Origin of the sequence: Sphingomonas sp. MS122, from assembly GCF_049532975.1 — a bacterium.
Lineage (GTDB): Bacteria > Pseudomonadota > Alphaproteobacteria > Sphingomonadales > Sphingomonadaceae > Sphingomonas.
In genome coordinates this window covers 2,370,221-2,389,042 of sequence record NZ_CP186695.1, presented here as the reverse complement: position 1 = coordinate 2,389,042, position 18,822 = coordinate 2,370,221, and the positions used below count along the sequence as shown (strand labels likewise).

Here is an 18,822-nt window from a genome sequence, read left to right as displayed (position 1 = left end):
GCCGTGCCGGGCCTAGAATCGCGACCATGAGCGAGGGTATCGGCCTGGCGCAGCGTATCGCGCGGCTCGACTGGCGCGCGGTGATGATGGTCCTGATCGCCCTACTCGGCATCGGAGTCCTCGCCGCGCTGATCACCAACCAGCGCACGGCCGATGCCGAGCGCGGCGCCGCGCTCGCCCGCCAGTCGCAAAGCTACGAGGTGATGATCCTCGCCCAGAGCCTCGCCGGCACCATGGCCAATGCCGAAGCGACGCTCGCCCGCTACGTCGTCAGCGGCGAGGAGAGCGTGGGCCGCGACTATGTCTCCGAGTGGCAGCGCGCCCAGGGCCAGCTCAGCCTGCTCGCGCGCCGCGCCCGCGATCACGGCCCCGAGGAGCAGCTGATCACCGAGCTGCGCACCGCATTCGCCGAACGCGGCGAGGAACTCTCGCGGATCGCGCTCCATACCCGCTTCAACCGCAATGCCGCCGCCTATGCCTATTTCGACGAGGCGCGCCGCTCGCCGGTGCTTCCGCGCATCCAGCGCCTGCTCGGCCGCATTGTCGCCGCCGAGCGGACCCTGCTCAACGAACGCTCGCGCCGCGCCCGTCTCACCTCGGCCGAGGCCGAAGAGGAAACGCGCAACCTGATCCTGTTCGGCATGCTGATCGTGATCGGCGCGATGATCCTCGGCTGGCTCAACATCCGCGCGATCCGCGAGCGCGCCGCCGCCGCGGTCGAGGCCGAGGCGCAGCGCGAGCGCGCGGTCGAACTCGAGGCCGCCGTCGCCGCCGCCACCGCCGGCCTGCAGGAGGAAGCGCGCGAGCGCGCGGCCGCCGAGGCGCAGCTCCGCCAGGCGCAGAAGATGGAGGCGGTGGGCCAGCTCACCGGCGGCATCGCGCACGACTTCAACAACATGCTGGCGATCGTGCTCGGCGGCCTCGAATTGGCCAAGCGCCATCTGCCCGAGGGCGCCAGCCAGTCCGCGAAGCACATCGACAATGCCGCGGAGGGCGCCAACCGCGCCGCGACGCTCACCCGCCGCCTGCTCGCCTTCGCCCGTTCCGAGCCGCTCACTCCGCAGGCGATCGACCCCACCGAGCTGATCGCCGGCATGTCGAATCTGCTCGAACGCACCCTCGGCGAGGGGATCGCGGTGCAGACGCGCACCACCGCCTCGGGCTGGCACGTCTGGGCCGACCGGCACCAGCTCGAGAACGCGCTGCTCAACCTCGCGGTCAACGCCCGCGACGCGATGGAGGGACGCGGCACGCTGACCATCGCCACGGGCCACGCGACGCTCGACGGCGAGGCGGCGCGCGACTGCAGCCCGGGCAATTACGTCACCATCGCGGTGTCCGACACCGGCGGCGGCATGACCCCCGAGGTGATGGAGCGCGTGTTCGAACCCTTCTTCACCACCAAGCCGGTGGGCAAGGGCACCGGCCTCGGCCTCAGCCAGATCTTCGGCTTCGTGCGCCAGTCCGGCGGCGAGATCCGGATCGCCTCGGCGCCGGGCGAGGGCACGACGGTCACTCTCTACTTGCCGTGCCACAATGTTCCGCAAGCGGTGGTGGCGCGCCCGGCCGAGCGGATCGGCCCGCGGCCCGAGCCGCATCGCGCACTCGACATCCTGCTGGTCGAGGACGATCCGCGCGTGCTCGGCGCGACGGTCGCCGCGCTCGAGGAGATCGGCCATCGTCCGGTGCCGTGCGAGGATCCGCTCGCCGCGCCGCGCATCGTCGCCGGCCTCCACGCGCTCGACCTCGTCATCAGCGACGTGATCATGCCCGGCCAGACCGGGCCGGAGATGATCGCCGCGCTCGAACCCCAGCTCGACCATGTCGCGGTGCTCTACGTCACCGGCTATGCCGGCGACGCCGCCGATCACGACCGCTTCGGCGGGCGGCCGGTGCTGCGCAAGCCCTTCACCCTCGCCGCGCTCGAAACGGCGATCGCCGACGCGATGGCGCAGTCCCGCGGCGGCGAGCCGGCCCATCCCGAAACCGCGACGGGCTAGGGTCTGAACTCAACTAGAACGAGGTCGAGATGGAGCCGAATTTGGCGCCAGACCGGAAGCAAGGAGGGAGCGATGGAGTTCCATCGCGACCGACGCGCGACAACGCATGGCGCCAAAAGACGCCCTCCACGGGCGATCTCGATCCTCGTTCTAATTGAGTTCAGACCCTAGATTTGCGCGCTCCGTTCGATATAGCGTTACGGTACAGCCGGTTCACCGGCGCTTTTGAGAACGCCAGGGCGCACCCTCCCGCATGACCGCACTCGATCGCTATATTGCGCGGCTGATCGCGGTTCCGCTGATCTCCACCCTGATCATCTCGGCGATGCTGCTCGTGCTCGACCGCATGCTGCGGCTGTTCGATTTCGTCGCGAGCGAGGGCGGACCGGTCAGCGTGGTGTGGCGCATGCTCGCCAACCTGCTGCCCGAATATCTTGGGCTCGGCATCCCGATCGGGCTGATGCTCGGCATCCTGCTCGCCTTCCGCCGCCTCGCCACGACCTCCGAGCTCGACGTGCTGCGCGCGGTGGGGATGAGCTACGGGCGGATGCTGCGCGTGCCCTATATGTACGCGGTGGTGCTGGCGGCGCTCAACCTCGCCATCGTCGGCTATATCCAGCCCTATGCGCGCTACAATTACGAGGGGCTGCGCTTCGAGCTGCGCACCGGCGCGCTCGGCGCGTCGATCAAGGTCGGCGAGTTCACCAACCTCGGCGACCGCATGACCCTGCGCATCGAGGAGAGCCGCAAGGAGGGCACCGATCTCTCGGGCATCTTCGTCAGCGCCCGCGCGCCCGGCGGCGACATCGTCTCGGCGACCGCGGAGAAGGGCCAGTTCCTGCGCACCGACGATCCCGACGTGATCATCTTCCGCCTGACCAAGGGCACGCTGATCCACCAGAGCCCCAAGTTCAACGTCCCGCGCGTGCTCACCTTCGACGCGCACGACCTGCCGATCGACCTGCCCAGGTTCGAGCAGTTCCGCCAGCGCGGCGAGCGCAACCTGGAGCTCACCCTGCCCGAGCTCGCGCGCATCGGCGGCGACCCCAAGGCGAGCGAGACCGACCGCGACACCAGCCGCTCCGCCTTCCATTTCCGCGTGGTCGAGGTGGCGACGATGTTCCTGCTGCCGCTGCTGGCGCTGGCACTCGGCGTGCCGCCCAAGCGATCGACCTCGGCGCTCGGTGTGTTCCTGTCGATCGTGATGATCGTGACCTACCACAAGATCAACGAATACGCCCAGTCGATCGGCAGTCTCGGGCGGATCGACCCGCTGATCGCGCTGTGGGCGCCGTTCCTGGTCTTCGCCGGGCTGGTGCTGTGGATGTACTATACGATCGCCTATGTGCCCGGCGGCCAGCCGATCGGCGCGCTCGAGCGCGTCTTCGCCAAGGCGTGGAAGGCGATCGCCAAGCGGCTGCCCGGGCGGCGGCGGAGGGCGGCGAGCGCATGATTCACGCGATCACCGACTTCTTCCCGTCGCGCACCGTGTCGCTCTACATGGCGCGGTCGTTCCTCATCAACACCTTCGCCTTCCTGTTCGGGCTGGTACTGATCCTGCAGACGCTCGACCTGCTGAGCGAATCCGGGCGCATCCTGGCCTTTCCCGGCAACGGCGATGCGCAGGTATGGAAATATGTGAGCCTGCGCGTGCCGCAGATCATCGCCACCTTCCTGCCCTTCTCGGTGCTGCTCGGCACGATCATCACGCTCTCGACGCTGAACCAGAACAGCGAGGTGATCGCGATGAAGGCCTCGGGCCTCTCGGCGCACCAAGTGCTGGCGCCGCTGATCCTCGCCGGGCTCGGCGTCGCGCTGATCTCGTTCACCTTCAACGACCGGGTCGTCACCCGCGCCAGCGCGACGCTCGCGCAATGGAAGAAGGTCGATTACGGCCCGCTCCCGATCGACCGCGGCGACCGCAGCAACGTGTGGGTGCGCGACGGCACGCACCTGATCCATGCCCAGCAGATCAAGGGCCGCGGGGATGCCGCGCAGCTCGCCGGGGTCACCGTCTATGAGCGCGAGGGCGCGGTGCTGACCTCGCTGGTGCGCGCCAAGACCGGCCGGCGCGACGGCAATGGCTGGCGCGTCGACGGCGCCGAGCGCTTCGACGTGGCGAGCGGGCAGCTCACGCCGCTCGGCAGCACGATCATCGGCGAAGGCGTGCGGCCGGACCAGTTCACCCTCTCCAACGTCGACGCCGAATCGATGTCGTTCGATTCGCTGCGCGAGGCGGTGAGCGACCTCAAGGCCGCAGGCCGGCCGACCAAGGCGCTCGAGGGCTCGCTGTGGCACAAGCTGTCGGGGCCGCTCTCGGCGGTGCTGATGCCGCTGCTCGGCGCGGTCGCGGCGTTCGGCATCGCGCGGTCGGGCAAATTGTTCGTCCGCGCGGTGATCGGGATGGGGCTCGGCTTCCTCTATTTCGTGGCGGACAATTTCGCGTTGGCGATGGGGAATCTGGGGGCCTATCCGCCGTTCCTGGCCGCGTGGGCGCCGTTCCTGCTGTTCGCGATGATCGGCGAGGCGGTGCTGCTCAAGACCGAGGAATAATCGGCGGAAACCCGTGACTTAACCAAATAGGTTCCACGTGAAATCCGGCCCGCGCGAATTCCAAAGGTGGAACAAGTCGTAGACGAAGTTGGCTTTCCGCGCGGGTCGCGTGTCCGTCCGTGCGAGCGGAATGGCGAACATTTGGAACGCCCGGCGACCCGCTTTGCTCGGGTGACGGTTCTGCGTCAGCTCGCGCGCTGTTTCATCGTGCTCGCCGCCAGCCGGCTCATCAGCCCGCGCAGCGTGGGATAGTTGGCGCCTTGATAGGTCGAGCCCTGCCCCAGCGCCGCCGACAGCCGCCGATGCGCCTCGGGCAGCGCATGATAGGGCAGGCTCGGCAGCAGGTGGTGCAGCGCGTGGAAGCGCAGCCCGACCGGCGCCCACAGCCACGGCAGGAAGCCGGTCGGCACGTTGACGCTGTCGAGGAACTGCGCGGTGACCGTCAGCGGCTCGCCCTCATTCTCCCACAGATGCGCGACCAGCGTGCGCACCTGGTTGATCACCGCGACCGCGGCGATCACGCCCAGGAAGACCAGGAACGCCTTGAGCGGGATCACGCCGGTCGCGGTCAGCGCCATCAGCGTGATCGCCCACAGGCTCGCGCCGATCTCCTGCCAGCGCCACTGCCTGGCGAACTCGCCCTCGGGGGCGCGGCGCTCATAGGCCGGGTTGATCTGCAGGCCCGAATAGCGGCCGACGACGATGCGGCGCAGCTTGGGCGACAGCAGCGAGAGCGGGCCGAGCACGCCGAAGCGAAGCAGCAGCCCGAGCGGCATCAGCGCCGAGACGAGCAGGAACACCGGCAGCGTCCACGGCTTCATCAGCGCCAGCGGAAGATATTCGGGATCCTCGACCGTGCCGTATTTGGTGCGGCTGTGGTGGATGGTGTGGATGCCTTCGTACATGAACGAGGGCAGCATCATCGGGATGCCGAGCAGCAGGTTCCAGCCGACGCGGAAGCCCGGCAGCAGCGAATGCTTGAGGTGCGTGATCTCGTGGATGAACAGGCTCGCGCGATAGAGCGCGAGCACCGCCAGCACCGCGCTGGCGATCGCCCAGCCGGTGGGCAGCAGGATCGCGCCGGCGAGCGCGGCATAGCCGACCGCGGCCGAACCGAGGAAATCGCCCCAATAGACGAGCGGCCTGGGCGCCTGCAGGTCGCGCGTCAGATCGGCCGCGGCGCGCAGCATCGCGCGGTCGTCGGCGACCCCGGCGAGACGGATCTTCGCGCCCTGGACAGGCGCAGCGGCGCCGGACGCATCGAGGGTAAGCGTATTCATGGGCTTGGCCATTCGCACCAGATAGTGGCCATTGCGTGGCATTTCACGGGTGGGGGTGTGGTGGGGAACGTTCGCGTCTTGCGGTTCCCGCGAAGCAAGAAGCACTACACCAGGTGATCAACCCCGAAATTCCTCCCCCCGAGGGGAGGAATTTCGTATTTCGCTTGCGCGTGATCTGTTCGACGCCCCCCGTTGACAGGCGCGCGGCAACGCGGGACTGGATCGCGCGCAATCTTTGAGGAAGGTCCAGTCTTGGCCAATGCCCCGCTCGCCGTCCGTCCGGTCACGACCAAGACGGATACCCGCGACTTCATCGAGCTCGCCTATCGCCTCAACCGCGGCGATCCCAACTGGGTGCCGCCGCTGCGCAGCGAGGTCGCCGGGACGATCAATCCCAAGAAGAACGGCTGGTTCAGCCATGCCGTGGCACGGCTGTTCCTCGCCGAGCGCGAGGGCCGCGTCGTCGGCCGCATCTCGGCGCATATCGACAAGCTCGCGCTGGAAATGCCCGCCGAGCAGGGCTTCGGCCCGGGCACCGGCTTCTGGGGCCTGTTCGAGGCGGAGGACGCGGGCACCGCGCGCGCGCTGATCAACGCCGCCGAGGACTGGCTGCGGAGCAAGGGCATGACTCGCGCGGTCGGCCCGATCTCGCTGTCGATCTGGGAGGAGCCAGGCCTGCTGATCAAGGGCCATGACCATGCCCCGACGGTGATGATGGGGCACCACCGGCCCGAATATCGGGGCTGGATCGAGGCCGCGGGCTATGAACCGGCGAAGCAGCTGGTGACCTATGAGCTCGACATCACCCAGGAATTCCCGCCGATCGTCCAGCGCATCGTCGCGATGGGCGAGAAGAGCGACCGCATCCGCATCCGCACGGTCGACAAGTCGCGCTTCGAGCAGGAGGCGGCGACGATCCTCGGCATCCTCAACGACGCCTGGTCGGACAATTGGGGCTTCGTGCCGCTGACCCAGCCCGAGATCGACGATGTCGGCAAGAAGCTGAAGCCGATCGTGTTCGAGGACCTGATCCGCATCGCCGAGCTCGACGGCGAGCCGGTGGCGTTCATGATCACCCTGCCCGACCTCAACGAGGCGATCGCGCCGCTCAACGGCAACCTGTTCCCGTTCGGCTGGGCGAAGCTGCTGTGGTGGCTGCGCAAGCCCCAGGTCCGCACGATGCGCGTGCCGCTGATGGGCGTGGTGAAGCGGCTGCAGAGCTCGCGCATGGCGAGCCAGCTCGCCTTCATGATGATCGAATATATCCGCCGCGCCGCGGTCAGCGAATATGGCGCGTCACGGGGCGAGATCGGCTGGATCCTCGACGACAACCAGGGGATGGTGGCGATCGCCGACGCGATCGAAAGCCGGATCAACCGCGTCTACCAGATCTACGCCAAGCAGCTCTGAGACGGGTCCGGGACCGATCGACTTTCGGATTCCTTCCCCTCCCGGGGGAGGCATAGGACTGCTCAAACCTTTTGGGGGGTTGCGGCCCGGGGCATAGGGGAACCCCGGGCCGCGCCCTCGGTCACTTGGGGTCGAGGGGATCGAAACCTTCCTTCAGCCATTCGGCGCGGGTGCGGCAGTCCTTGCGGATCAGGCGCGAACCGGTCGGCACGTCCTGCACGCAATAGACCTTGTCCTTGACCGGCTTGGCCTGCTCGGTCGATTCGGGTGCCGGCGTGCCCGGCTTGGTCTCGGCATTGGCGGCGGTGGCGAAGCCGACGGCGATCACGGCGGCGGCAAAACCCTTGAACATCGTACGCATGATACAGCTCCTCTTCTGCACCTGTGCGGGTATGGGGGTAAGTGCCCAGCCCGCCCCCGTGTTAGTGCATTATGCATGCCAAACACCTGAGACGAGTAAAATCAACGCGTTAGCGCGTTACGCTTGTTACGATATGGAAATTACACGCCGAAACTTGGCGCATCCCGCCAACTCGCGGGAAATCAGCCGCGCAAGCTAACCCAGGTCGGCGCATGGTCGCTGGCCTTGTCGCGGCCGCGATAATCCTTGTCGACGCCGGCGCCGGTCAGCCGGTCGGCGGCCAGCGGGCTGAGCAGCAGGTGATCGATGCGGAAGCCCGCGTCGCGCTGCCACGCCCCCGCCTGATAGTCCCAGAAGGTCCACACGCCGCCCGCCGGAAAGCGCGTGCGCAGCGCGTCGGTCCAGCCCTGCGCGACCAACGCGCGGTAGCCCTGGCGCGATTCGGGCTGCATCAGCGCATCGTCGGCCATCGCCCGGACCGAGAAGACGTCGTCGTCATTGGGAATGACGTTGTAGTCGCCGGCGAGCACCACGGGCAGCTCCTCGGCGAGCAGCGATCGCGCATGGGCGGAGAGCCGCTCGATCCAGCGGAGCTTGTAGTCGAACTTGGGCCCCGGCACCGGATTGCCGTTGGGCAGGTAGATCGAGGCGACGACGACGCCGTTCACCTCCGCCTCGATATAGCGGCTATGCTCGTCCTCGGGCTCGCCCTCGAGGCCGCGCTTGCGCTCGACCGGATCGACGCCCCTGGCGAGGATCGCGACGCCGTTGAACCCCTTCTGGCCATGCCACACCGCGCCATAGCCGGCGTCGCGGATATCCTTTTCGGGAAAGCCCTCGTCGGCGGACTTGAGCTCCTGCAGGCAGACCATATCGGGCTTCTGCTCGGCGAGATACTCGAGCAGGCGCGGCAGGCGCGCCTTGATGCCGTTCACATTGTAGGTGACGATCCGCAAGCGCGTCAGACCGCGAAGCTGGTGCCGCAGCCACAGCCGGACGCAGCATTGGGATTGGTCACCCGGAACGCCGCGCCGCCGAGCGATTCGACGAAGTCGACGCTGGCGCCGCGCACCAGGTCGAGGCTGACAGGATCGACCAGCAGTTGCACGCCGTCAGTCTCGGCGACCGCATCGTCGGCCTCCGCCGCGCCGGCCAGCTCGAACTTGTACTGGAATCCCGAGCAGCCGCCGCCCTCGACCGAGAGGCGCAGGATCGCGGGCTTGCCCTGCTTCGCCGCGATCGCCGCAATGCGTGCCGCCGCGGCGGGCGTCAGGCCTATTTCCTGGGATAGCGTGGTGACCATGGCACGGAGATAGGGAAGCGCGGCGTGACCCGCAACAAAGGAACAGCAACGGAAAGATGCTATCTGCATTCGTCATCCCCGCGCAGGCGGGGATCCATTCTGGCTAACCAAGCGGATAGAACCGCACCCGCAGCGACAATGGATCCCCGCCTGCGCGGGGATGACGATAAAAATTTGATTGTGCCTAATGCAAAGGGCCGCCCGAACACGCCGGGCGGCCCTTATCCCTCTCCTATTATCCCGGAAGTCAGTTGCCGGCGGCGGCGGTCAACTGGACGCGCGTGGCGCGCTGCTGAATCTGGTCGAGGACGTTGGCGTTCTGCATGAACGGCATCGGGTTCACGGCGGCGCCGTCGATCCGCACCTCATAGTGCAGATGGCTGCCGGTCGAGCGGCCGGTCGAGCCCATCAGGCCGATCAGCTGGCCGCGGCGCACGCGGGTGTTCGAGGCGACGAGGATCTTCGAGAGGTGGCCGTAGCGCGTCTCGATGCCCTTGCCATGGTTGACGGTGATGAGGTTGCCATAGCCGCCGAAGCGGCCGGCGCGGCCGACGACACCGTCGGCGGTGGCATAAATCGGCGTGCCGAGCGGACCGGGGATGTCGACCCCGGCGTGCATCGCGGCGGAGCCGTGGAACGGGTCGGAGCGGACGCCGAAGCTGCTGGTCAGCTTGACGTTCTCGACCGGCTGCATCGACGGGATCGAGATCACAGTCTGCTCGAGCACGTCGAGCTTCTGCCAGGTCTGGAAGAGCGAGCGGAACTGTGCGTCGGCGCTGGTCTCGGCCGCGGTGGTGGCGCTGCTCGCGGCAGCCGCGGCGGCTTCCGACGAGACCGGCTCGAACGGGCCGCCCATGCCGCCGGCGACATAGCGCTCGGGCTTGATGCCGAGGCTGCGCAGGTGGCTGGTGGTGAGATGGATGCGGATCTGCGCAGTCTTGCGCGCCTGCTCGGCGAGCTTGGCCTGGCGCGCCTCGACCTTGCGCAGCGGGGCGAGCACTTCGCGGGCCATCGCGCTGTCGCCGGTCAGGTCGGCGGCGGGAACCGGCTCGCCGACATCGTCGGGCGAGCCCTTGCCGGTTAGCACGCCGGCGATGATCTTCTGGCGCTGCTCGACCCGGGCGGCGTGGAGCTGCGCGGCCTGCTTCACCGCTTCGACATCGGCTTCCATCTGCGCCATCTCGTTGCGCATCTTGGCGAGCTTGGCCTCGGGGGTGACCGCCTCGCCGGCGATACCGCTCGCCATGACCGCGCCGAACGCGGCCTGCGAGACGCCATAGGCGGAGAAGGTGACGGTGATCGCGGCGATGCCGGCGAGGAGCGCCTGGGTGCGGCCGGCGACGCTGAACCGCTTGAGGTCGCGGCCGTCATGGAAAATGAAATCGCGAGTCGTGAAAAAATTGCGGAACCGCGTGGCAAGGTTCGCGTTGAGTACGGTGCTGACCATGAGTCCCCGGCGACCATAGACACGCGCCGACAGCGGCACACGCCTTCGTTTAAACCAAAAAGTGCAGGAAGCAGCCCCTCCGCGCCCTGACGCTTGCCCTTAGAACCGGTGGCTCACGCCTCGGCAAGCGCTGCGTAATATTCGCGCGTCAGACCGGCTGTCGCACGCGCCGAGTCGTTGAATGGCGGCTTAATGGCTCCCCCAAAATAGCAGTTGAGCAGCGCGCGCCACTCGGTCTCGGGGGTGATTCGGCGGGCCGCGCAGCATGATTCGAACCAGCGCGTGCCGGCCGCGACATGGGTGATCTCGTCGTTCAAAATCCGCTTCAGAATCCGTGCCGTAGCTTCGTCGCCGGCGGCTTCGAAGCGCTCGATAGTGACCGGTGTCACGTCGAGCCCGCGCGCCTCCAGCACCATCGGCACGACCGCGAGGCGCGCGGCGGGATCATGGGCTGTCCCCTCGGCCGCTTCCCACAGGCCGGCATGCGCAGGCAGCGCGCCGTAACGGCTGCCCAATTGCCGCAGCCGCCGGTCGAGCAAGGCGAAGTGCATCGCCTCGTCCGCGCCGACCTTCATCCAGTCGTCGGTGAAGGCGCGCGGGAAGCGGCCGCCGAACCGCCCGGCCATGTCGAAGGCAAGGTCGATCGCGACGAACTCGATATGCGCGAGCGCGTGGATCAGCGCGATCCGGCCGCGCTCGGATCCGCCGCGGCCGCGCTTGGGCATGCGGCCGGGCGGGAGCAGCTCGGGCTGCGCCGGCCAGGCGGGACGATCGGGCATCGCGACGTCGAAGCGGTGCGCGAGCCGGCCGAGCCGCCAGTCCCGCGCCGCGCGGCGCGCCGCCATCACCTTGGCGGCGGGGTCGGCGGTGAGGAGCACCCCGCGTACCGCCTCGGCGACGGTCTGCATCACCCCGCTCCCAGTTCCCTGGCCGCGGCGAGCACCTGCTCGACATGGCGGGGCACGCGCACCTTGCGCCACTCGCGCACCAGCCTGCCGCCGGCATCGAACAGGAAGGTCGAGCGGTCGATGCCCATATAGTGGCGGCCGTAGAGCGTCTTCTCGACCCAGGTGCCGAACGCCTCCAGCGCCGCGCCCTCATCGGTGGCGAGCGGTACGGTGAGGCCGTATTTGTCGGTGAACTTGCGGTGCTTGGCGGCGCTGTCCTTCGACACGCCGAGCAGCTGCACCTCGGCGGCGTCGAACTCGGGCTTGGCCGCGCTGAACTCCTGCGCCTCGCGAGTGCAGCCGGCGGTGTCGTCCTTGGGGTAGAAATAGAGCACCAGCGGCGTCCCGGCGTAGCGGGCGGCCAGCGAAAAGCGCTCGCCCTGCGGATCGAGCAGCTCGACGGCGGGGAGCGGGTCACCTGGCACGATCGTCATGTCGGGTCCTCCTGCTTGCCCGCGGCCGCGGCCCAGGCGTCGGCCACCTCCTGCCGGTGCCGGCCGAGCGACGCAAGCACGCCGTCCCAGTCCGGCGCGCCGACCGCGTGCGCAACTACCGGGCGCGTGGCCGGCGCGGGCGGCTGCGCGTCGGGCGCGACGAGGCGCAAGGTGACGAGCAGCCGCGTCAGGAAGTCATGCGCATCGGCGAGCGCGGGCGAGATCAGCCCCTGGCCCGCCAGCACGCCGATCGCGCGGCGCAGGTCGGGGTCGAAGCCGGTGCGGTGGAGCAGCTGCCGGCTGTGCACCGCGAACTCGAGATCGACGAGCCCGCCGGGCAGCAGCTTGGCGTCGAGCGGGCCCGCGGGCGGCTTGTGCGCGGCCATGTCCGCGCGCATCTTGCGCGCGTCGGCGGCGAGGTCGCGCACGGGGCGGTCGCCGGCGAGCACCGCATCGATCACGCCCTGCACCTCGGCGCGCGCCTGCGCCGATCCGAACACGGGCCGCGCCCGCGTCAGCGCCATATGCTCCCAGGTCCAGGCGTCCTCGCGCTGATATCTGGCGAAGCCGTCGAGCGACACCACCAACGGCCCCTGCGCGCCCGAGGGCCGCAGCCGCGTATCGACCTCGTAGAGCGCGCCCGCCGCGGTCGCGACCGACATGGCGGCGATCACGCGCTGCGCCAGGCGGTTGTAATAGGTCACCGCGCCGAGCGGCTTCTCCCCGTCCGAATCCGCCATATAGTCGCCGGTGAACAGGAAGATGAGGTCGAGATCCGACGCGTGGGTGAGCGCGCCGCCGCCGAACCGCCCCAGCGCGAGGATCACCAGTTCGCTGCCGGGCACGCGCCCGTGGCGGACCGAGAATTCGTCGATCGCCGCCTGCGCCAGCACCTCGAGCGCGGCTTCGGCGACGCGCGAATAGCCCGCCGAGACTTCGAGCGGGTCGCTTGCCCCCGCGACGATCTGCGAGCCGAGCGCGAAGCGCTTCTCGCCGACGATCCGGCGGACATGATCGAGCAGGCGCTGGTAATCGTCCCCCGCCTCGCGCCGCCGCATCTCGTCGGCGAGCGTGGCGACGTCGCCGACCGGCGCCAGTGCGCTCGCGTCGATCAGCCCGTCGATCAGCTCGACCCGCCGCGCCAGCGCCTCGGCCAGCGTCGGCGCGTGGCACAGGATCGTGCTGAGCAGCTCGGTCAGCTTGGGGCTGGCCTCGAGCAGGTTGAACAGGTTGAGCGCGCTCGGCAGCCGCGCGAGAATCGTGTCGAGCCGCGCCAGCGCGCGGTCGGGATCGGGCGCGGCGCCGATCCCGGCGATCAGGCGCGGCAGCACCGCCTCGAGCGCGGCGCGCGCCGGGGCGCTGCGCAAAGCCGGATAGCGCGCGTCGCGCCAGCCCTCGAGCAGCCGCGCCGCGGCGTCGGCGTCGGCGAAGCCGGCCTGGGCGAGGTCGCGCTCGGCGCCGGCCTGGCTGAAGGCGACCTGGGTTTCGCCCTCGCCTTCCAGCGAATCATAGACGCGTCCGACCCGCTCGACATGCGGCCGCAACAGGTCGAGCAGCTCCGTCCCATTGGCGAGGCCGTGCAGGCACGCCACGCGGTCCAGCGCCTGGCCCTCGGACAGCTGGTGCGTCTGGCGGTCGTCGATCATCTGCACGCGATGCTCGATCGTGCGCAGCAGGACATAGGCCTGCGCCAGCGCCGCCGCATCTTCGCCATCGATCCGTTCCGCCGCGGCGAGCGCCGCCAGCGCGTCGAGCGTCGCCGGCGCGCGCAGCCCGGGATCGCGGCCGCCATGGATGAGCTGGTGGATCTGCGCGAAGAATTCGACCTCGCGGATGCCGCCGCGCCCGCGCTTGAGGTCGTAGCCCGGCCCGAATGCCTGCCCCTGCGCATGATGGTCGCGGATGCGGCGCGAGATGCCGCGGATCTCGCGGATCGTCCCATAGTCGAGCGCACGCCGCCACACGAACGGGCGGATGGTCTCGAGGAACTGGCGCCCGAGACGCGTATCCCCGGCCGCGGCGCGCGCGCGGATGAACGCGGCCCGCTCCCAGGGCAGCGCCTGCGATTCATAATAGGAGATGGCGGCCTCGGCCGGGAGCACGATCGGCGTCACCTCGGGCGAGGGGCGCAGCCGCAGGTCGATGCGCAGCACATAGCCGTCGCCGTCGCGCGCCTGCAGCAGCTCGACCACGCGCCGCCCGATGCGCACCGCGGCTTCCTCGGGCGCGTCGCGCTCGCGATGCGGGAGCGTCGCCGGGTCGAAGATCAGGATCGGGTCGATATCCGAGGAATAGTTGAGCTCGCGGCTGCCCTGCTTGCCCAGCGCGATCGCGGCGAAGCCGTCGGGCGCGGCGCCCGGCATCCGCTCGGCGACCGCCGCCGCGATCGCGGCATGGAGCGCATAGTCGGCGAAATCCGAGAGCGCGCCGGTCGCCACGCGGAAATCGAGCCGCCCGGCAAGATCGCCGATCGCGACCGTCAGCGCGAGCCGCCGCCGCTCGATCCGCAGCCGCCGCGCGACGGGCATTTCCGGGTCATCGATGCGCGCCCCCGCGAGCGGATCGGCGAGTCCCCGCGCCAGCCGGGCCACGCTATCGGGCTCGCGTTCGATGAGGTTGGCCAGGAAGGGCGACCAGCGTTGCGCGCGCGCAAGCGCCGCATCCAGCGCGCCGGGATCACCGTCCATCGAAATCATCGGATGCGGTCAGAACATCATCCCAAACGATGTCAAGCAACAAATCCGCGGTTCGGTCGTTTGGGTGTTCATGGTTCGTCACGTTACCCCGTCCAGCGATATGCGGCATGCGAACGGCCACCCGAATGGCTATCGCGTGGAGCTGCCGCGCGTGCACGATGCGATCGGCGCGGTGCTGCGCAACGCGTACGAGCGCGAGCCGGATCTTCCGGAAGACATGGCGTATCTGCTCAACCAGATGAACGGCAAGAAGCAGCTGAGCCGATAAGCGGCCGCTCGCGGCGTGGCGCGAGACGCGGTTCGCGTCAGCGCTCGCGGCTGAGCTGGTCGACCTCGTCCATGATCGTGTCGAGCGCGGTGCGGCCGTCGCTCTCGGTGTCGCGGCGCGAGGGCAGCTGGCCGTCGGTCATCAGCCCCTCAAGCGCGACACGGCCGCGCGCCACGCGGCTCTTGATCGTGCCGACCGCGACACCGCAGATCTCGGCCGCCTCCTCGTAGGCGAAGCCCCCCGCGCCGACCAGGATCAGCGCTTCGCGCTGCGGCTGGGGCAGGTGCATCAGCGCGCGCTGCATGTCGGCAAGGTCGACGTGCCGGTCCTGGCTCGCCGGCGCCGCGAGCAGCCGATCGGCGACGAGATCGTCCCACTCGCCCTTGAAGCGCGCGCGGCGCATCTGGCTCAGATACAGGTTGCGCAGGATGATGAAGGTCCAGGCGCGCATGTTGGTGCCCGCCTGAAAGCGCTTGCGCGCCGCCCATGCCTTGAGCAGCGTTTCCTGCACGAGATCGTCCGCGACGTCGCGGCTGCCCGACAGCGAGCGGCCGAACGCGCGCAGATGCGGGATCACCGCCGCGAGCTGCTTCTTGAATTCGGGATCGGAGAGCGGGACATGCTCGGCCGGCGACGGGTCGTTCTCGCCTTCCTGATCGGTGTCGGTCATTCGGGTCCGTTCAGTTGGTTCCGCGAAGCGCGGCAACGCATAAGATGGTTGTGCCGGTCGCATGCGCCAACCCGCAACTTGCTCAAAGCAGCAGATAAATGGCGTAGATGACGATGATCAGCACCAGCGACACCGCGAGGATGTAGCGAGTCATGTGCGGCGTCGCACCGGCGCGGGCGCGGTCCGTGTCGATGTGCATGGGTTCGTTCGGGTCAGCCATGCCGCATCAACACGCCAGAACCGTTTTGGCTCCGTAAGAAATGGAACTTGGGATGGAAACCCACATAGGTCGCTGATTTCCAGGATTCGGTTGTATTCCGCACTCGATCCCATCGCCATTCCCGCGCAGGCGGGAATCCATTCTGGCTGACCTGTCGGCAAGAGCCGCACGACCTTCGGCAATGGATCCCCGCCTGCGCGGGGATGACGAGCCTGCGCGGGGGTGACGATGGAATGTGAATCCCCTACCTAACCCTAACCCGCTGGAACCGTCGACTGGTCGAAGAACAGCGCCTGGCTGATCGCCGCCTTCACCGTCGAGCGCTGGAACGGCTTGGTGATCAGGAAGGTCGGCTCAGGCCGCTCGCCGGTCAGCAGGCGCTCGGGGAAGGCGGTGATGAAGATCACCGGCACGCTGAACTGCGCGAGGATGTCCTTGACCGCATCGATGCCCGAGCTGTCGTCGGCGAGCTGGATGTCGGCGAGCACCAGCCCCGGCCGGTCCTCCATCGCCAGCGCCACCGCCTCGTCGCGGGTGACGGCGACGCCGGTCACCTCGTGCCCCTGGTCGCGCACGATCGTCTCGAGATCCATCGCGATCAGCGGCTCGTCCTCGATGATCAGCACGCGCGCGCGGGTCTGGCTGTCGATCTCGGCCAGCGCCTCGGCGACGAGGCCGTCCACCGATTCCGGCGTCTCCTCGAGCAGATAGGCGGTGTCCTCGCTGGTGAAGCCCTCCATCGCGGTGAGCAGCAGCGCCTGGCGCGAACGCGGGGCGAGCCGCGCGAGCCGGGCGCGGGCGATCGCCTCGTTGTCGTTGGTGGTGTCGGCCTCCTCGGGATATTCCTCGAGATGGGTCGAGCCCCAGATCGCCTGGAAGGTGCGGTAGAGGCCGAGCCGCGGATCGACGTCGCGCGGGAACTCCTCCGGCGCGGCGACGATGGCTTCCAGCGTCGCGCGGACATAGCGGTCGCCCTCCGCCTGGCTTCCGGTGAGCGCCCGCCCATAGCGGCGCAGGAAAGGAAGATGGGGGGCGAGCTGTTGTCCAAGCGACATGGTCTTGTCTGTCTCCTTCGGCGTCGGCGCCCTTGTGCGGGGGGCGCATTCGCAATGCAAGTAGCGCTGCTGGTCCGAAGGAAGACCCCTCCCCGGATTTCGCATCGGCTGTGGAACCAACGAGCCGCAAATTGGTTTCACGCGTCGAACACGCTTGTATCTGCATGTTCTCGGCATCTTGCGGCCGGTGGCTTTTTTGTGCATCCGCCCATCCCAAGGGCTTTGAGGGGGACGAAGTGCGTTCGGCCGAGGAGAAGAGAAAAGAGCCGCTGGGGCGGACTGGCGGCGGGATGGCCACACGCAAGGACCGTAACATCGGTGAAGCGCTGCGCCGCGTCTATCAGGACGCCGCGGACGAGAAAGTCCCCGACGATCTACTCGATCTCCTGAGCAAGCTCGATTAACCATGCCCGATGGACGGGGATGAACTGAAACGCCGGCCGGGCGTCCGGCCCCTTGCCGCGGTCGCGCGGATGCCGACCGGGGCCAAAGTCTTCCTGATCCTGAGCGCCGGGCTGCTGCCCCTGGCGCTGATCGCCTTCTTCGCCTCGCTGCAGACCACGCGCGTCGCCGACCAGGAGGTGCGCGGGCAGCTTCGCGTCGCGATCGCCGAATCCGCGCGCGCGCTGCGCAGCGAGCTCGCCTGGGAGCTGCGCGAGCTGCGCGGCGCGCTCCCCGCGATGCGCGGCGCTGCGCCCAATTGCGGCCGGCTCGCCGGGGTGTTCGAGCCGCAGGCGACGAACGGCGTCCGCTACGCCCTGCTCGACAGCAACCGCCGCCTGTTGTGCGGCGCGCCGCTTCCGTCGGCGAGCGGCGGCGGCCTGGCGAATGGCGAATCCGCCATCCGCCTGCTGCCCGGCACGGGCGCCCAGATCGAAGTGGTGAGCTCCGACGGCTATACCGCGCGCGGCTTCTTCCCGACCGCCTTCCTGGCCGCGTCCGCCGAACCGAGCGGGATGACGCGCGACTATGGCATTACGCTCGAGGGGAACGAGCAGTCGCTGGCGCTGCGGCGCCTGGCGTCGAGCGGGCCGCTCGACCGGCGCGAGACGCAGCAGGTGGATCTCGGCGTGCAGGGGCTCCAGCTCCGCATGACCGTCGCCAGCGCGCCGATCACCTCCTCGATGGTGATCGCGGCGCTGTCCCCGTTCCTGATGTGGCTGCTGGCCGCGGGGATCGCGTGGTTCGTGGTCGACCGCCTGCTGATCCGCCCGCTGCGCCGGCTGCGGACCACCGTCGGCGCCTATCAGCCGGGCGAGCTGATCGATCCCGTCGCGGGCAGCGACATCCCGGCGCAGGAGATTCGCGAGCTCGGCGACACCTTCCGGGGCATCAGCCGCACCGTCCAGGACCATGAGCGCGATCTCGCCGAGGGCCTGTCGCGGCAGACCAAGCTGACCCGCGAGGTCCATCACCGGGTCAAGAACAACCTTCAGGTGATCGCCAGCCTGATCAATTTCCACGCCCGCGGCGCGAGGGCGCCCGAGGCATTGGCCGCCTATGCCTCGATCCAGCGCCGCGTCGATGCGCTCGCGGTGGTGCATCGCCACCATTATGCCGGGTTCGAGGAGACGCGCGGGATCGAGATCCGTCCGGTGATCGGCGAGCTCGCCTCGAACATCCGCGCCACCGCGCCGGACGACACGGCGGTCGGGATCATCCTCGACATCGATCCGTGGCTCGTCTCGCAGGACAACGCGGTCGCGATCGCCTTCCTGATCACCGAGATCGTCGAGCTGGCGATGAATTCGAGCGCCGCCGCGCAATTGCATATCTCGCTGAAGGAAGGGACGGAGGAGCCGGGCCAGGCGATGCTCCGCATCCGCTCGGCGGCGCTGACGGACGGCCCGGAATTCAGCCACCTGCTCGAGAACCGCTATGGACGGGTGATCGGCGGCCTCGTCCGTCAGCTGCGCTCGCGGCTTCATCACGACGCGGAGACGGGCGGCTTCGAGCTTCCGGTCGCGGTCACCGGGCGGCTCTAAAAAAAATCGAAAAATTTTGCGGCGCGACGGAACAAGGGATCACAAGCCGCGTTCTGCACCCCGGATAGTGACCTTTTGCCCCCCCGCTCTCGCTATCCACGAAACAGGCCCGGACGCGTCAACCCTCCCCCCCCCCCGGTGACGCGTCCGGGCCTAATTCTTTTCCCGCCCGCCGAATTACGCTACCGCAACG

The 18,822-nt window shown here is 68.8% G+C and carries 18 protein-coding genes; 7 read left to right on the top strand and 11 right to left on the bottom strand.

The annotated features are described in order from the left end of the window. Positions 1-26 precede the first annotated feature (26 nt). From ACO227_RS11500 to lptG, 3 genes are all read left to right on the top strand, one after another. On the top strand, positions 27-2,000 hold the full coding sequence (locus tag ACO227_RS11500) for an ATP-binding protein (protein ID WP_423601983.1): 1,974 nt from the start codon (positions 27-29) through the stop codon (positions 1,998-2,000). Between the two features lie 253 nt (positions 2,001-2,253). After that, entirely contained in the window at positions 2,254-3,453 is a 1,200-nt protein-coding gene (gene lptF, locus ACO227_RS11495; protein ID WP_423601982.1) for an LPS export ABC transporter permease LptF, read from the top strand. After that, the gene (gene lptG / locus ACO227_RS11490) at positions 3,450-4,553 is read left to right on the top strand and encodes an LPS export ABC transporter permease LptG (RefSeq protein ID WP_423601981.1); all 1,104 of its coding nucleotides are present in this window, start codon (positions 3,450-3,452) and stop codon (positions 4,551-4,553) included. Before lptF ends, lptG begins: the two co-directional genes overlap by 4 nt. Positions 4,554-4,738: 185 nt before the next feature. On the opposite strand, the gene ACO227_RS11485 is transcribed toward lptG, so the two are convergent. After that, entirely contained in the window at positions 4,739-5,845 is a 1,107-nt protein-coding gene (locus tag ACO227_RS11485; RefSeq protein WP_423601980.1) for a fatty acid desaturase family protein, read from the bottom strand. A gap of 240 nt (positions 5,846-6,085) precedes the next feature. On the opposite strand from ACO227_RS11485, the gene ACO227_RS11480 reads away from it, so the two are divergent. After that, on the top strand, positions 6,086-7,243 hold the full coding sequence (locus ACO227_RS11480) for an N-acetyltransferase (RefSeq protein WP_423601979.1): 1,158 nt from the start codon (positions 6,086-6,088) through the stop codon (positions 7,241-7,243). A 121-nt stretch (positions 7,244-7,364) separates the two neighbouring features. On the opposite strand, the gene ACO227_RS11475 is transcribed toward ACO227_RS11480, so the two are convergent. From ACO227_RS11475 to ACO227_RS11445, 7 genes are all read right to left on the bottom strand, one after another. Next, a complete protein-coding gene (locus tag ACO227_RS11475) occupies positions 7,365-7,604 on the bottom strand; it encodes a hypothetical protein (protein WP_423601978.1) in 240 nt (79 codons plus the stop codon). Positions 7,605-7,786: 182 nt separating this feature from the next. Next, entirely contained in the window at positions 7,787-8,560 is a 774-nt protein-coding gene (gene xth, locus ACO227_RS11470; RefSeq protein WP_423601977.1) for an exodeoxyribonuclease III, read from the bottom strand. Between the two features lie 5 nt (positions 8,561-8,565). Further along, a complete protein-coding gene (erpA, locus tag ACO227_RS11465; RefSeq protein WP_423601976.1) occupies positions 8,566-8,907 on the bottom strand; it encodes an iron-sulfur cluster insertion protein ErpA in 342 nt (113 codons plus the stop codon). Between the two features lie 247 nt (positions 8,908-9,154). Further along, positions 9,155-10,354 (bottom strand): M23 family metallopeptidase, encoded by a 1,200-nt coding sequence (locus ACO227_RS11460; RefSeq protein ID WP_423601975.1) that lies wholly within the window; start codon positions 10,352-10,354, stop codon positions 9,155-9,157. A gap of 113 nt (positions 10,355-10,467) precedes the next feature. Then, positions 10,468-11,262: a ferritin-like domain-containing protein gene (locus tag ACO227_RS11455; RefSeq protein ID WP_423601974.1), complete on the bottom strand. Its 795-nt coding sequence runs from the start codon at positions 11,260-11,262 to the stop codon at positions 10,468-10,470. Further along, positions 11,262-11,735 carry a peroxiredoxin gene (locus ACO227_RS11450; protein ID WP_423601973.1) on the bottom strand — a complete coding sequence of 158 codons (474 nt, stop codon included), beginning with the start codon at positions 11,733-11,735 and terminating at the stop codon, positions 11,262-11,264. The genes ACO227_RS11455 and ACO227_RS11450 overlap by 1 nt, the downstream gene beginning before the upstream one ends. After that, a complete protein-coding gene (locus ACO227_RS11445; protein ID WP_423601972.1) occupies positions 11,732-14,431 on the bottom strand; it encodes a bifunctional [glutamine synthetase] adenylyltransferase/[glutamine synthetase]-adenylyl-L-tyrosine phosphorylase in 2,700 nt (899 codons plus the stop codon). Before ACO227_RS11445 ends, ACO227_RS11450 begins: the two co-directional genes overlap by 4 nt. Before the next feature lie 64 nt (positions 14,432-14,495). Between ACO227_RS11445 and ACO227_RS11440 the strand changes: the two genes are divergently transcribed. Continuing rightward, a complete protein-coding gene (locus ACO227_RS11440) occupies positions 14,496-14,699 on the top strand; it encodes a hypothetical protein (protein WP_423601971.1) in 204 nt (67 codons plus the stop codon). A 37-nt stretch (positions 14,700-14,736) separates the two neighbouring features. Here ACO227_RS11440 and ACO227_RS11435 read toward each other — a convergent pair whose 3' ends face one another. The 3 genes from ACO227_RS11435 to ACO227_RS11425 form a co-directional block, all read right to left on the bottom strand. Then, positions 14,737-15,369, bottom strand: coding sequence for a sigma-70 family RNA polymerase sigma factor (locus ACO227_RS11435; RefSeq protein WP_423601970.1), 633 nt, complete (start codon positions 15,367-15,369; stop codon positions 14,737-14,739). Positions 15,370-15,451: 82 nt separating this feature from the next. Then, complete coding sequence (locus ACO227_RS11430; RefSeq protein WP_423601969.1) at positions 15,452-15,589, bottom strand: hypothetical protein; 138 nt, start codon at positions 15,587-15,589, stop codon at positions 15,452-15,454. Between the two features lie 254 nt (positions 15,590-15,843). Further along, positions 15,844-16,644 (bottom strand): response regulator, encoded by an 801-nt coding sequence (locus ACO227_RS11425; RefSeq protein ID WP_423601968.1) that lies wholly within the window; start codon positions 16,642-16,644, stop codon positions 15,844-15,846. Positions 16,645-16,880: 236 nt separating this feature from the next. Here ACO227_RS11425 and ACO227_RS11420 point away from each other — a divergent pair, with 236 nt between their 5' ends. Together ACO227_RS11420 and ACO227_RS11415 are read left to right on the top strand one after the other, a co-directional pair. Next, positions 16,881-17,048: a NepR family anti-sigma factor gene (locus tag ACO227_RS11420; RefSeq protein ID WP_343519877.1), complete on the top strand. Its 168-nt coding sequence runs from the start codon at positions 16,881-16,883 to the stop codon at positions 17,046-17,048. A 69-nt stretch (positions 17,049-17,117) separates the two neighbouring features. Continuing rightward, positions 17,118-18,629 carry a sensor histidine kinase gene (locus ACO227_RS11415; protein WP_423601967.1) on the top strand — a complete coding sequence of 504 codons (1,512 nt, stop codon included), beginning with the start codon at positions 17,118-17,120 and terminating at the stop codon, positions 18,627-18,629. Positions 18,630-18,822 lie beyond the last annotated feature (193 nt).